This is a genomic window from Alpinimonas psychrophila, assembly GCF_014137865.1.
Lineage (GTDB): Bacteria > Actinomycetota > Actinomycetes > Actinomycetales > Microbacteriaceae > Alpinimonas > Alpinimonas psychrophila.
Map to the genome: position 1 here is coordinate 157,912 of NZ_JACGWU010000002.1, position 13,743 is coordinate 171,654.

Sequence of the window (13,743 nt, forward strand, 5' to 3'; positions counted from 1 at the left end):
CGACTCCTCTACTCGTCCGTGTCCCACGTGGGGGCGTGGTCCTTGGCATATTGAACGTAACTGTTGCTGACACCCTGCGGCACCATGGGCCACACCATCGCATCCGCGCTGACTACGAAGTCAATAACGACGGGACGATCGTTGGTCTCAATGGCCAGCTTGATGGCGGCATCGACTTCAGATTTTTTGGTGACACGGATGCCTAGGGCACCATACGCATCGGCCAACTTCACGAAGTCGGGCACGCGAACGGTGTCGTGACCGGTGTTCAGGTCGGTGTTCGAGTGGCGGCCGTCGTAGAACAGGGTCTGCCACTGGCGAACCATGCCCAGCGAGGAATTGTTGATGATGGCGACCTTAATGGGGATGTTATTCAGCGTGCAGGTGGCCAACTCCTGGTTGGTCATCTGGAAGCATCCGTCACCATCAATGGCCCATACGGTGCGATCTGGCTGCGACACCTTGGCACCCATGGCGGCGGGAACCGAGTAGCCCATGGTGCCCGCGCCACCGGAGTTCAGCCACGCGTTGGGGCGCTCGTATTTGATGAACTGAGCAGACCACATTTGGTGTTGACCAACGCCCGAGGCGTAGACCGCTTCGGGGCCACTGATCTCACCAATGCGCGAGATAACGTACTGAGGCGACAGCAATCCGTCGGCCGGCTCGGTGTAACCCAGAGGGTATTCCTCGCGCAGACCGTTGAGCGTGGCCCACCATTCGCTGATCTCAAGCTTCTTACCGTTGGCCAGCTCCGCGTACGCGGCGAGCAGGTCGGGCAGAACATCTTTGGCGTCGCCCACGATGGGAACTTCGACCTGACGAATCTTGCCGATCTCGGCGGGGTCGATGTCCACGTGAATGACCTTGGCATTGGGGGCAAAGAGTTCAGCCTTGCCGGTCACACGGTCATCGAAGCGCGCGCCGAGTGTGATGAGCAGGTCGGCGTCTTGCAGGGCCAACACGGCGGGAACGGTGCCGTGCATACCGGGCATACCAAGATTCTGGATGTGGGAGTCGGGAAAAGCTCCGCGCGCCATCAAGGTCGTGACAACGGGAGCACCGATGGCTTCGGCCAATGCGAGCAGCTCGGCCGAGGCTCCGGCCCGAACGATGCCACCGCCCACGTAGAACACGGGCTGCTTGGCTTCAATAATGAGTTCGGCGGCGGCCTGAATCTGCTTGCCGTGCGCCTTGGTGACGGGGCGATAGCCGGGCAGATCCATCACGGGAGGCCAGATGAACGGGGCCATCGCCTGCTGAGCGTCTTTGGTGATGTCGACCAGGACGGGCCCGGGGCGACCAGTGGAGCACACGTGGTACGCAGCCGCAATGGTGGCAGGAATATCTTCGGCTTTTGTCACCAGAAAGGAGTGCTTGGTGATGGGCATCGTGATTCCCACGATGTCCGCCTCCTGAAAAGCATCCGTTCCCATCAGGTGACTGAAGACCTGACCGGTGATGGCCAGGATCGGTACGGAGTCCATGTAGGCGTCGGCAATAGCCGTCACCAAGTTGGTGGCCCCGGGGCCACTTGTGGCGATACAGACACCAACGCGACCACTGGCCGATGCGTACCCCTCAGCAGCGTGACCGGCGCCTTGTTCGTGGCGCACCAAAATGTGGCGCAGCTTCTTGGAGTCCATCAGGGGGTCATAGACCGGCAAAATGGCGCCGCCGGGCAGGCCGAACACGTCGGTCACCCCGAGAAGTTCGAGCGTGCGCACCACGGCGGCGGCACCCGAGATAACCTCGGGGGCGCCGGAGTCGGCATGGGTGGCCGAAGCCAACGTGGACGTGGGGACTGATTCTGAAGCCACAAGAATTCCCTTGCTGGAGGCGAAAAGTGAGCGGGGGCGTTAGCCCGTAATCGCACCCTCAGAAGCGGAGTGCACCAACTTGGCGTACTTCGCTAGAACGCCACGGGTGTAGCGCGGAGGAAGCGGAGCCCAACCAACACGGCGGGCTTCGAGCTCGGCATCATCAACGAGTAAGTCAATAGTTCGAGCTGCGATATCGACCCGTATGAGATCACCATCGCGCACGAGGGCGACGGGTCCACCGTCAACAGCCTCGGGAGCTAGATGGCCAATACACAGTCCGGTTGTGCCGCCTGAGAAACGGCCATCAGTTAATAGTAGAACATCTTTCCCCAGTCCCGCGCCCTTGATGGCCGCCGTGATGGCGAGCATCTCGCGCATTCCCGGACCACCTTTAGGGCCTTCGTAGCGAATAACGATGACATCGCCGGCCAGAATTGTGCCTTCGGTGAGGGCGTCCATGGCGGCACGCTCGCGTTCGAAGACCCGCGCGGGGCCTTCAAACACCTCAAGATCGAACCCAGCGGTCTTCACAACGGCACCCTCTGGAGCAAGAGATCCGTGCAGAACGGAGATACCTCCGGTGGCGTGAATGGGGTTATCCATTGTGCGGATAACCGTTCCATCGAGCCCCGGAAGGCTTAAGTCGGCGAGGTTCTCAGCAAGCGTCTTTCCGGTGACGGTAAGCGCGTCACCGTGCATCAGGCCGGCATCCAGCAGAGCCTTCATCACTACGGGTACGCCACCGACGCGGTCAACGTCGCTCATGACGAACTGACCGAACGGCTTGAGGTCACCCAAGTGGGGAACCTTGTCGGCGATGCGGTTGAAGTCCGCCAGGGTTAAATCGACTTCCGCCTCGCGGGCAATTGCCAGAAGGTGAAGAACGGCATTGGTGGAACCACCGAAGGCCATAACAACCGCAATAGCGTTCTCGAAAGCCTTCTTCGTCATGATGTCCCGCGCGGTGATGCCGAGGCGGATCATATTGACCACAGCCTCACCAGAACGGTGAGCGAAGTAGTCCCGGCGACGGTCAGCAGAAGCGGGAGCGGCCGAGCCGGGCAGGCTCATTCCGAGTGCCTCGGCAACAGAAGCCATGGTGTTGGCGGTGTACATTCCGCCACAGGCACCCTCACCGGGGCAAATAGCGCGTTCAATGAGATCGAGATCGGCTTCGCTCATCGTGCCGGCCTTGCAGGCACCAATGGCTTCGAACGCGTCGATGATCGTGACGGTCTTCTCGGTGCCATCACTCAGGCGAACCCAGCCCGGTGCAATCGAACCGGCGTAGAGAAAGACGGAGGCGAGGTCGAGACGGGCCGCGGCCATCAACATGCCGGGAAGTGACTTGTCACAACCGGCCAAGAGAACGGAACCGTCGAGACGCTCGGCCTGCATGACAACCTCAACGGAGTCGGCAATGACTTCCCGCGAAACCAGAGAGAAGTGCATTCCTTCGTGGCCCATGGCGATGCCGTCGGACACAGAGACGGTGCCGAATTGGAGGGGGTATCCGCCACCGGAGTGCACGCCCTCTTTGCAGGCTTGAGCGAGGCGATCCAGGCTCAAGTTGCAGGGGGTGATCTCGTTCCAGCTGGAAGCGACACCAATCTGGGGTTTTGCCCAGTCGGCATCTCCCATTCCGACGGCACGCAACATGCCGCGCGAGGCGGCCTTCTCAATACCGTCAGTTACGTCGCGACTGCGCGGTTTCATGTCGAATTCAGGCATAAACCTAAGTCTATGACGTTGCCGAACGTGCATCTCACTTCCACCCAACGTTCAGTTATCGTCACTACGATAAATCCCAAATGATAAGAATTGGTATGAGCGCCTCATGCGTATATCCCCTCTCCTGTGAGGATGGGTTTCGTTTTGCGGCCAAAGCAGGTTATGACGGCGTCGAGGTCATGGTCACTCGTGAGTCCGTGACGCAAAGCGCCGCTGGGTTGCGTCAGCTCTCGGAGGCGTATGGCATGCCTATCCTCTCGATTCACGCCCCCGTTCTTCTGCTGACTCACTTCGTGTGGGGTCGCGACCCCCAAGTGAAACTGGAGCGTGCCGCCGAGCTCGCCGCCAACGTGGGTGCCACGACCGTTGTGGTACACCCACCCTTTAGGTGGCAGTCAGGCTACGCGGAGCGCTTTCTCGACATCGTGCGCCAAACAACGGCGGCTACCGGCGTCGAAATCGCGGTGGAGAACATGTTCCCGTGGAAGATTCGCTCCTCCCAGATGCAGGCTTACGCTCCGGGGCCTGACCCACGTGAGTTGGACTGCGATTCAATCACACTCGACTTCTCGCATGCCGCTCTTTCGGGCCACGACGCGCTTGACTTAGCGCTGGACTATGGCGCGCGGTTGCGCCACGTGCACCTGTGCGATGGCTCAGCTACCGGCAGCGACAACCGCATTTTCGACGAACACCTGCTCCCTGGCTACGGCAAGCAGCCCGTGGCTGAGGTCTTGCAACATCTCGCGGCTATCGGCTGGAAAGGCCACGTTGTCGCGGAGGTCAACACGCGCAAAGCGAAGTCGGAGGCCGAACGTTTGGCGCTCCTGGTGGAAACGCTCGAGTTTGCCCGCCTTCACTTGGCCGTTCCGCCGATAGCAGCGGCCCACAACTTTGGCGAATTCGACGAGCTGGATGAGCTCCCCTGGGGCGAGTTGACCCCCGAGGCCTAAATGTGACGATCCTCCGGTAACGTTGAGTCGACCGAAGGAGCCCCATGCGCAAGTTTTTGTTCAACGCGAGTGTTCTCGGCGCTATTTTTGGTGGCGTCGCGGCTCTGCGAGAGACCATTCGTGGCCCGCGTGACTGGCGAGTGATCTTGATGTGGATTGGCTGGGCGATTTCGGTAGCACTGGCCGTAGGTGCTGTCATACGCGCCAATGAGGAAGCTGAACAAGCACGCCTCGAAAATGCCGACGACGACTTCTCGTGACGAAGAAGAATACTGAATCCAGCCAAAATGGCGCGGATCCCCATGATTACGACCATTCCCACCCTGATGTGTCCGGTGGATGGCTTCGAGCATCCGTCTTTGGCGCAATGGATGGGCTCGTCTCCAACATTGCCCTGATTGCCGGTATCGGTGCTGCGGGAGCCTCGGGCCCGACCATTGTTATAACCGGAGTAGCTGGGCTTGTTGCTGGTGCCTTCTCGATGGCGCTGGGTGAATACACGTCAGTCAAGACCCAAAATGAGCAGGTCGATTCGGAGCTTGCCGTCGAGCGAGCTGCGTTGGCCCGTAACCCTGAGGGTGAAGAAAACGAACTCGTCATGTCCTTCATGGAAATGGGAATGACGCAGGCTACCGCCCGCTATGCTGCTCGTGAGGTGCACCAAAACGTTGAACTTGCCGCCCGTATTCACATCACGCGCGAGTTGGGACTGGACCCCAACTCACAACCATCTCCATGGATTGCCGCAGTGTCTTCCTTCGCGATGTTTGCCGTTGGCGCCGCTGTGCCACTGATTCCCTATGCGCTCGGTCTTGACTCGCTCCCAATTGGCCTTGCCGTTGGTGGCGTAGGTCTCCTCGTCGCCGGCGCACTAGCGGCTCGTTTTACCCGCAAATCGTGGTGGCGTAATGCCCTGCGTCAGCTAATCTTTGGCGCCATCGCTGTCGCCGCGACCTATCTTGTGGGATCACTTCTGGGCGTTGGTGGGCTCTAGCCATTTCACCGGCGCACCAACGCTGAAGCGCGATGCCCGGCGCGCCACCCGCGTCGCACGCCCACGATGGCGCGGCTGGACCACAGGAATCTTCCGTCTAAAGAAACGCTTCTTCAGAGTCTCCACAATGAGCAGATAGAGCACCGTCATGCCGACCAAGGCGAGAAAGAACGGCGCCGGCACAGGGCTGAAACCCAAGACGCCCGCGAGCGGGGAATACGGCAGGTAGCAGCCAATGGCGACGATGCCGAAGACGGCTGCCGTCAGCCCAGCGGAGGGACGACTCTTGAAGAAAGGGACCCGCCGCGTGCGAACGGCAAAGATGATCAGGGTCTCGGTCGCGAGGGATTCCATAAACCAACCCGCCTGAAATTCGCTCTCCCCCGCATGAAAGACAAACAGCATGAGAGCAAACGTTGCAAAGTCAAAAATGGAGCTCAACGGGCCAAAGGCAAACATAAATCGCCTAATGAACTGAATGTTCCAGTGCGAGGGCCGATGCAGCTGCTCCGGGTCGACGTTGTCCCCGGGGATTGCGAGCTGGCTGGAGTCATATAACAGGTCGTTCAAAAGAATCTGTCCCGGCAGCATCGGCAAGAAGTTGAGAACGACCGAACCGATGGCAGCGCTAAACATGTTCCCGAAGTCCCCGGAAGTGCCCATCAGCACGTACTTCATGGTGTTGGCAAAGATGCGGCGGCCTTCGTTGACTCCGGTGGCCAGGACATCGAGGTCCTTATCAAGCAACACGACATCCGCGGCATCTTTGGCGACATCCACCGCGGTATGCACGGAGATTCCCACGTCAGCCGCATGAAGCGCGAGAGCATCGTTCACGCCATCGCCAAGAAAACCCACAGCCCGGCCATCTTTTCGTAAGAGTCGAATGATGCGAGCTTTTTGTTCAGGCGAGACCCGCGCAAAGATATTTGATTCCTCGGCGGCCGCCGTAAGAGCGTCGTCGTCCAGGGCATCAATGTCCCGGCCCAGGAGGGTGCCGGTCGCCGTCAACCCTAGATCGGCGAAGACCTTTTCGGCCACCAGATGATTGTCTCCCGTGGCAATCTTGACGGTCACGCCCAACGCGGCCAAGCGCGCCAAGGACTTCTTGGCCGAGAGTTTGGGCGGATCGTGGAAAACCAAAATGCCCTGCAGTGTGAGGCCCGCCTCATCGACGGGATACAGCATTTGGGTCTGCGGCGAAACGTGCCGCGTTGCCACCGCGATAACCCTCGCCCCAAAGGAAAACTGTTCATCGACGGCCGCCCGCTGGCCCGGCGTGAGGTCTGTGCAGACGGTAAAAACATCTTCGGGGGCGCCCTTGGAAATAATCACGCCATCGCCGGGGGAATCCCGAACGAGAACGGTGGTTCGGCGTCGGTCATGATCGAACGGGATGAGCCCCAGCCGTGTTGCTGCCAGAGGAAGCAGTTTCTGGGCGTCCAACGAAGACCAGAGGGCGGCATCCAACACACTAAGACCGGCCTGTTGATTCCCACTGTGTGCGTAATCTGCTTCGCTCGCCAGCATGCCAAGACGAATAATTTCGGCCTCGCTCAGGCCGCCTGGGGTGCCGACCGAGAAACTCACGGCCCGCACAAAATCAATATGTCCCTCGGTCAAGGTGCCCGTCTTATCGGTCACCAAAACGTTCATGTCACCCAGGTCTTCGATGGCGGCCAGTCTCTTGACCAGAACTCGCTTGCGCGCCAGTCGGGAGGATCCCGCGGCGAGACCCGTACTGACCACCGCTGGCAACAGTTGCGGGGTCATGCCGATGGCAATCGCCAGTGAGAACAATAGCGAATCGAGAAGTGGGCGTTGGAGGAGCAGATTGGCCACAAAAACCAGCGTCGTGAGCCCGAGAGCAACCTGGAGGAGAAAAAATGAAAACCGGCGAAGGCCCCGTTGAAAATCCGTTTCGGGCTGACGAGTTCCCAGGCCGACGGCGATGTCCCCGAAAACGGTTCGCGTGCCCGTGGCGATGACGACGCCCTCCCCGGTGCCGGCTTGCACGACGGTGCCCATAAAGAGGCAGGACGTTTGTTCGGCGAGGTCGGTTGCCGCCACCGCGGCGGGGTCTTTCTCCGATGGAAGAGACTCGCCGGTCAGAATACTTTCGTCACACTGTAGGTTCGTCGCCGTGATGAGGCGCAGATCCGCCGGCACGACCGCCCCCAGGCCCACCCGCACAACATCACCCACGACGATGTTTACGACATCGATGTCACACGCAGCACCGTCGCGCAGAACTGTTGCCCGATGACTCACCCGCGAATGCAAGTCTTCGGCCGCACGCTCGGCCCGATAGTCGTTGTAAAAACCAAGTCCCACACTGAGAAGCAGAATGACGCCGATGACAATGGAATTGCCAACGTCACCGAAAAAGAGCGAGACCCCCGCCGTTACAAATAGCAGCAGCAGGATCGGATTCTTGAGCTGCCGAGCAAGAACACTCCACGCATTGGCGTGATGGGAACGAATGGAATTGGGCCCCCACTGAGCAAGTCGACCCGAGGCTTCTGCGGCCGTGAGCCCTTTTGCCTCGGTCTCGAGCGCGCGAAAAACCTCTTCGATGCGTTGCCCTGCTGCCGCTTGAACCGTCAGCAATTTTTCCTGTTGCGCCACACGGTCTCCCCCCATGTAGCTCTACAGTATTACGGCTATCGCAATTCATTCGCTTGACCGGCGAACCTCAAGGAAAACCTCGGGAAAACCATGGCATCACGAAGAGAAAAAGCAAAAAGCCCCGACCACTTTGCAAGAAGGCGAGTTCCGCTAATGGTCGAGACTTTTTGGTGTGCACCCCCCGGGACTTGAACCCGGAACCCACTGATTAAGAGTCAGTTGCTCTGCCGATTGAGCTAGAGGTGCGAATGGTCAAAAACTTCTTTTTCACCAACAGGAAACGATAGCATCCGGGCCTTGTGCGACGCGAATCGTTAACCAAGTTGTGGCACTCTCATACATATGACATCCGTTGCCCCGGTCCCCCTCGCTAGCCGACTCTCCCCGGAGTACCCCCGACGACTCCTTGCCGAGCTTCTGGGGAGTGCGCTATTGACCCTCGTCGTTGTCGGATCCGGTATCATGGCGGGCCAACTATCGCCCAACGACACGGGTCTGCAACTGCTCGAAAACTCGATCGCGACGGCCCTCGGCCTGGCTGTTCTCATCCTCATGTTTTCCACCGTGAGCGGCTCGCATTTCAACCCAATCGTCTCTATTGCGGATGCCACTCTCGGGCACCGATCTTGGCGCGATGTCGCCGGGTACATTCCCGCGCAATTTCTGGGCTGCATTTCTGGGGCCATGCTCGCCAACGTCATGTTTGGCCTAGATCCCATCATTTTCAGCACCAAGGATCGCCAGGATCCAGCCTTCCTCATTGGCGAAGTCGTTGCTACCGCCGGGCTCGTGCTCCTCATCTTTTCGTTGGCCCGCACGGGGCGCTCACACATCGCCCCCATCGCCGTCGGCTCCTACATCGGTGCCGCCTACTGGTTCACCAGCTCCACGGCGTTTGCCAACCCCGCAATTGCAGTGGGCCGCATGTTCAGCGACACTTTTGCCGGCATCTCCCCCGCATCCGTTCCCGGTTTCATCGCGGCTGAAATTGCGGGCGGGGCCTTGGGCCTGATCTTGGTTCTGATCCTCTTTCCTCGAACGACGCCGACCCCCACCCCCGGGGTCGGCAACTGACTATCGTTAGACCGTGCCTCAAACAAACTTCTCTCTAAATGACGATCTCGAGCTCGCCCTTCGGCTTGCTGATGCGGCCGATGCGATTACGCGTGACCGTTTTCTCTCCCTCGACCTTGAGGTGATGACCAAGCCCGACAAGACCCCTGTTACCGATGCCGATCGCGCTGTAGAACAGGTCATTATCGACATGTTGGCCGCCGAGCGTGGCGATGACTTCATGTTGGGTGAGGAGTTCGGGGAGCAACCAGGCCGCGTCGCGGACCATCCCGTGGGAGCATCCGATCACCCCCATCGTCAGTGGATCATTGACCCCATTGACGGCACCTCAAACTTTCTGCGCGGCGTCCCCGTGTGGGCCACGCTCATCGCCCTGGCAGTGGATGGCGAGCCTGTTGTCGGTGTCGTGAGTGCTCCCGCCTTGGGTAAGCGCTGGTGGGCCACCAAAGGGAATGGTGCGTGGGTCGATGAGTCGCGCGATGCCCTTTCCCAGGTTGCGATTCCGGATGCGCTGGCAGGCCTGTTAGGAGAACCCATGTCCGCGGATTCCGAACCACGCCGCCTACACGTTTCGGCCGTCAACGAGTTGGCCGACGCCTCCATCAGTTACAACAGCCTGCAGCAATGGGATCAGGCCGGTTACCTCGATGAACTGGTTGGGTTCTCCCGCCGAGTGTGGCGCACCCGCGCTTACGGCGACATGTGGTCGTACATGATGGTGGCCGAAGGCATTCTGGATGTTGCGGGCGAGTTTGATCTCAAGCCCTATGACATGGCGGCGCTGATGCCCATCGTGCGCGAAGCGGGCGGCACCTTCACCTCCGTTGAGGGTCACCCGGACTGCTGGCATGGTTCGGCGCTGGCCACCAACGGCATTCTCCACCACATCGTTCTCGACGCTCTCAAGAAATAGGAAGACATTCATCTTGGGTTCATTTGACGGAAAAGCTGGCCTCGTTTCAGGCGCAGCCGGCGGCATTGGTCGCGCCACCGCAATTGCCTTCGCGCGCGAAGGCGCCAAGGTTGTTGTGGCCGACATCGCGGCCATGCGTTCGCAAGCGCTGGAAACGGTGGCCCTCATCGAGGCCGCCGGCGGAACAGCGATCTTTGTTCCGACCGACGTGGCTCAGGCTTCCGATGCCGAAGCCCTCGTTGCCGCCACCGTTGCTGCATTTGGCAGTCTTGACTTTGCCTTCAATAACGCGGGCGTCCTTACCACCGGCTTCACAGCCGACGTTGAAGAATCTGCCTTCGATCGCATCATTTCCATTGACCTCAAGGGCGTCTGGCTCGCCATGAAATACGAGATTTTGTACATGAAGGAGCACGGGGGCGGCGCAATCGTGAACACGGCTTCCGAAGCCGGGCTCGTTGGAACGCCGATGGCCGGCCCCTATGTTGCTGCCAAGCACGCCGTCGTGGGCCTCACAAAGACGGCGGCCGGCGAGTATGCCAACATGGGCATCCGTATCAATGCCATTGCTCCCGGGGCCATTGCGACGCCGATGGTGCTCACGCTGCCGCCGGAGGCTCAAGCCAGTCTCATCGCCCCGCAGCCCCTGAACCGTTTTGGGACGCCCGAAGAGGTAGCGGAGGCAGTCCTGTTCCTTGCCTCGGATAAGGCTTCCTTCATTTTGGGAACGGTGCTGTCCATCGATGGTGGGGCAACGTCTAATGCCCAGTCGTACGACCCCTTTACAAGTCCGACGTCGTAGCAAGGCGGGCAAGTCGGACCCGCGCGGCATCTTCCGAAGTCGATGACGGACCGAGTAGCCATCGCAGCAGACGCAGAATTGCTCCCGTGGCCCAGATGGCGGGCCACCGCGATTTTTTTAGGCCCAGGATGTCGCGATACTCCTTCGGGATCGACGCCACGGCGCCGGCAAACATGATGCGATAGAACGGCATCATCGTTTTGCGTAAAGGTGGATTGCGCAGGAAAGCAATAGTTTCTTCCACGCGTTCGTCGTGTTTCAGAATGCCCGCGGCGTTGAAGCGGTGCAGGGCTTCGCGCAACTCGTTTTCAGACCGCGGAGGGTTGGCCACCCCAACGAGATCCCCAGCCTTGGCCCATTCGCGCACATATTGATCGGCACCGCCGGGAATGGGATCACCCCACACTTCGTGACAGCCGAGGAATGCATCCGTGAAAACCACATGCACCCATTCGAGCAGTTCGGGGTCCCCCGCGGAATATGGGCGTTCTTTGCCCCATGAATCTGTGTAAATGCCGTGAACTCTTTCATGGAATTTTGAAACCCGTCCCGACTCATACTCGGCTAGCGCACGGTCGCCGAACGTAACAGTGATCAGCCACTGAATTGTGCCGGCCAGGCGCCCGAGGGGGTCTTCTTTGTAGCGAGACCAGTCGTGAACTCCGGCCATCGCGCCCGGATGAAGCGTCTGCATGAGCAGCGCTCGGATTCCAGCGACCATTGTCGGCATTCCGCCATGAACGGCCCACGCGGCAGAGCCCGGGCCGAAGAACCCCTCATCATTTCCTTTTTCAATATTGGCAACCCAGTACGGCGTACCTTTACTGTCGCCAGAAAACGTCTCGAGAAGGTGCGACCGGATACTGCTTGCAAACGTGCTCATTACCGAAGACTAAGCCTCGAGCGCGCACTCCCGTTTCCCCCTTTGTGGATTTTGGAACACTTTATGTTCCCGAATAACTAAAACGGATAACGATCTGCCCCCCACCGATAACCTCCAAGACGTTCGACGGAATAAGCCATAGGGTGGGCTAAATGGATATCAATGGGGAAAAAAACGTATCGCGGTTGTCAAAAACTCGGCCCGCCGTTGACGCTCAGGCGCCCGCAGACCGCAAGCTCGATGCCGATTTTTGGCTGAAGTTCAGCGATAATCCCAATCCGTCAAATCGGCAGAAAATGGTGTACGTCACCATCGACGACGTCAGCCGAGTAGGAACGTCAAGCTTCAACGCCATTGCCGTCTGCGACGTTCTGGAGGTTTCGTACAGCCTCGTGAACTTCCACTTCGGTAGCCGCGATGAGCTTTTGGCAGAAGCCGCGGGCATTGTCTATCAACACCACATTGTCGGTCTGTGGAAAACCATCAAGGCCGCAAAGCGTACCCCCGAGGACCGCCTTCGTGCTTGGATGGAGGGATTCATTGAGTCCTACAAGACTATGGGCGGGTGGGGTAGCTGCCTCAACTTCCCCACGGCATCTCTTGAGGTGACGGAGCTCGTCACGACCCGCTACGGCACTCTCATGACCGACCTCACCGAAATAAACATGGCGCGACTTTATAGCCTCATCAGCGACGTCAAGAAGAAGAAGGTCAGCGACACCGTTTATGAGATCGGTGAACTGCCCCGCGCTCAACTCCTGAAAGACCACAACCTGGTTGACTTGACCGCCAGCGTTGGTTTCTCGACGTTGGGGGTTGCGATCTGGGTCGCCGGGCAAAGCCTACGCAAGGACGAAGACACTCGTGGGCTCGGCGTGCTCGAGAAGACGATCGTCGCCTCGCACATCAAGCGCATAATCAAATCGATCTAGCTCTACTCCCAGCCAGCTCCGCTAACATCGGCGCATGACTGTGAACGAGATTTCTGTAACAACACTGGATGGCCGCTCGACAACGTTCGGAGAATTTTCCGGCAAGGCCACCCTTGTGGTGAACGTTGCCTCGCGGTGCGGGCTCTCACCTCAGTACGAGGCCCTAGAAGCCCTGCAAAAGAAGTACGCCGACCGCGGCTTCACCGTACTGGGGGTGCCCTCCAATCAGTTTCTTCAGGAGCTGAAGACCAGCGACGACATCGCCGAGTATTGCTCCACGACATGGGGGGTCACTTTTCCCATGCTCGAGAAAGCCAAGGTAAACGGCCGCGCGCGCCACCCCCTGTACAAGGAGCTCGTCAAGGCCAAGGATGCGAGCGGCAAGGCCGGACCCGTCATCTGGAACTTCGAGAAATTCTTGGTGTTGCCCAGTGGCAAAATCAAGCGCTTCCGTCCCACGACGAAGCCCGACGCCCCCGAGGTCATCGAAGCCATCGAAAGTGCACTCGCATAACGTGTGATGTGACCCGCGTCACAAATGGTGGAGATGGGGGGAATTGAACCCCCGTCCATTACTGAAATTGTGAGTCTTCTACGGGTGTAGCTGATTGAATCGTTTTCTCGGCCCCGACCTTTATTACCAGCACCTAAGTCGACGGGCCCAGCCAGAGTTTGAGTCCCACAGTGCCCTCAGGCGTAACACTGTAGCTAGTTCCCTAAATGACGTCAGGACACGAGTCGGGATCTACCTCGGTCTGACGGACTTCAGACTCGCTTAGGCAGCGAGGGCGAAGTCAGTGCGGTTTGTTTTTGCACTTATTGTTTGCAGATGTCGTTAACGAGATATCCCTGCATCCTCGACCCGCTTCTCTCTCGCTCGCAGGCAATGTCGAAACCGATCATCCCCCGGAAGAAAGTGACAAGCACGTCACATCACACGCTATTGAGTTACTCAGACGATTCGTAACGAACCGTGCACGCGCAAATTTTCAGCGCAAGTGAAGTGTACA

Annotated in this window: 12 protein-coding genes, 1 tRNA gene and 1 other RNA gene; 8 read left to right on the plus strand and 6 right to left on the minus strand. The window is 59.1% G+C overall.

The window, feature by feature from the left end; all coding sequences use genetic code 11:
- Positions 1 to 8: 8 nt before the first annotated feature.
- Positions 9 to 1,790, minus strand: a complete 1,782-nt coding sequence (locus FB555_RS05385) for an acetolactate synthase large subunit (protein ID WP_220475861.1) — start codon at positions 1,788 to 1,790, stop codon at positions 9 to 11.
- A 69-nt stretch (positions 1,791 to 1,859) separates the two neighbouring features.
- The gene (gene ilvD, locus FB555_RS05390; protein ID WP_182484439.1) at positions 1,860 to 3,554 is read right to left on the minus strand and encodes a dihydroxy-acid dehydratase; all 1,695 of its coding nucleotides are present in this window, start codon (positions 3,552 to 3,554) and stop codon (positions 1,860 to 1,862) included.
- A gap of 80 nt (positions 3,555 to 3,634) precedes the next feature.
- On the opposite strand from ilvD, the gene FB555_RS05395 reads away from it, so the two are divergent.
- From FB555_RS05395 to FB555_RS05405, 3 genes are read left to right on the plus strand one after another with little or no spacing between them, the layout of a single operon-like run.
- Complete coding sequence (locus FB555_RS05395; RefSeq protein WP_182484440.1) at positions 3,635 to 4,507, plus strand: sugar phosphate isomerase/epimerase family protein; 873 nt, start codon at positions 3,635 to 3,637, stop codon at positions 4,505 to 4,507.
- Positions 4,508 to 4,551: 44 nt separating this feature from the next.
- A complete protein-coding gene (locus FB555_RS05400; RefSeq protein WP_182484441.1) occupies positions 4,552 to 4,767 on the plus strand; it encodes a hypothetical protein in 216 nt (71 codons plus the stop codon).
- A complete protein-coding gene (locus tag FB555_RS05405) occupies positions 4,764 to 5,501 on the plus strand; it encodes a VIT1/CCC1 transporter family protein (protein ID WP_343046411.1) in 738 nt (245 codons plus the stop codon). Before FB555_RS05400 ends, FB555_RS05405 begins: the two co-directional genes overlap by 4 nt.
- Here the strand turns inward: FB555_RS05405 and mgtA are convergent.
- Positions 5,475 to 8,129, minus strand: a complete 2,655-nt coding sequence (gene mgtA / locus FB555_RS05410) for a magnesium-translocating P-type ATPase (RefSeq protein ID WP_343046412.1) — start codon at positions 8,127 to 8,129, stop codon at positions 5,475 to 5,477. The genes FB555_RS05405 and mgtA overlap by 27 nt on opposite strands.
- A gap of 173 nt (positions 8,130 to 8,302) precedes the next feature.
- A tRNA-Lys gene (locus tag FB555_RS05415) sits at positions 8,303 to 8,375 on the minus strand.
- Between the two features lie 96 nt (positions 8,376 to 8,471).
- On the opposite strand from FB555_RS05415, the gene FB555_RS05420 reads away from it, so the two are divergent.
- From FB555_RS05420 to FB555_RS05430, 3 genes are read left to right on the plus strand one after another with little or no spacing between them, the layout of a single operon-like run.
- The gene (locus FB555_RS05420) at positions 8,472 to 9,203 is read left to right on the plus strand and encodes an MIP/aquaporin family protein (RefSeq protein WP_182484443.1); all 732 of its coding nucleotides are present in this window, start codon (positions 8,472 to 8,474) and stop codon (positions 9,201 to 9,203) included.
- Positions 9,204 to 9,216: 13 nt separating this feature from the next.
- Positions 9,217 to 10,116, plus strand: a complete 900-nt coding sequence (locus FB555_RS05425; protein ID WP_182484444.1) for an inositol monophosphatase family protein — start codon at positions 9,217 to 9,219, stop codon at positions 10,114 to 10,116.
- 13 nt (positions 10,117 to 10,129) lie between these two features.
- Complete coding sequence (locus FB555_RS05430; RefSeq protein ID WP_220475844.1) at positions 10,130 to 10,918, plus strand: glucose 1-dehydrogenase; 789 nt, start codon at positions 10,130 to 10,132, stop codon at positions 10,916 to 10,918.
- Here the strand turns inward: FB555_RS05430 and FB555_RS05435 are convergent.
- Positions 10,899 to 11,801, minus strand: a complete 903-nt coding sequence (locus tag FB555_RS05435; RefSeq protein WP_182484446.1) for an oxygenase MpaB family protein — start codon at positions 11,799 to 11,801, stop codon at positions 10,899 to 10,901. The genes FB555_RS05430 and FB555_RS05435 overlap by 20 nt on opposite strands.
- Before the next feature lie 152 nt (positions 11,802 to 11,953).
- Between FB555_RS05435 and FB555_RS05440 the strand changes: the two genes are divergently transcribed.
- Together FB555_RS05440 and FB555_RS05445 are read left to right on the plus strand one after the other, a co-directional pair.
- The gene (locus FB555_RS05440) at positions 11,954 to 12,733 is read left to right on the plus strand and encodes a TetR/AcrR family transcriptional regulator (RefSeq protein WP_182484447.1); all 780 of its coding nucleotides are present in this window, start codon (positions 11,954 to 11,956) and stop codon (positions 12,731 to 12,733) included.
- 34 nt (positions 12,734 to 12,767) lie between these two features.
- A complete protein-coding gene (locus FB555_RS05445; protein WP_182484448.1) occupies positions 12,768 to 13,247 on the plus strand; it encodes a glutathione peroxidase in 480 nt (159 codons plus the stop codon).
- Between the two features lie 25 nt (positions 13,248 to 13,272).
- On the opposite strand, the gene ssrA is transcribed toward FB555_RS05445, so the two are convergent.
- Positions 13,273 to 13,640, minus strand: a transfer-messenger RNA (tmRNA) gene (ssrA, locus tag FB555_RS05450).
- Positions 13,641 to 13,743: the final 103 nt, after the last annotated feature.

Bases quoted from the DNA above. Each gene is read 5' to 3' on its own strand.
- FB555_RS05420 (WP_182484443.1), top strand. From the start codon at position 8,472: ATGACATCCGTTGCCCCGGTCCCCCTCGCTAGCCGACTCTCCCCGGAG.
- FB555_RS05440 (WP_182484447.1), top strand. From the start codon at position 11,954: ATGGATATCAATGGGGAAAAAAACGTATCGCGGTTGTCAAAAACTCGG.
- FB555_RS05395 (WP_182484440.1), top strand. From the start codon at position 3,635: ATGATAAGAATTGGTATGAGCGCCTCATGCGTATATCCCCTCTCCTGT.
- ilvD (WP_182484439.1), bottom strand. From the start codon at position 3,554: ATGCCTGAATTCGACATGAAACCGCGCAGTCGCGACGTAACTGACGGT.
- FB555_RS05445 (WP_182484448.1), top strand. From the start codon at position 12,768: ATGACTGTGAACGAGATTTCTGTAACAACACTGGATGGCCGCTCGACA.
- FB555_RS05400 (WP_182484441.1), top strand. From the start codon at position 4,552: ATGCGCAAGTTTTTGTTCAACGCGAGTGTTCTCGGCGCTATTTTTGGT.
- FB555_RS05435 (WP_182484446.1), bottom strand. From the start codon at position 11,801: ATGAGCACGTTTGCAAGCAGTATCCGGTCGCACCTTCTCGAGACGTTT.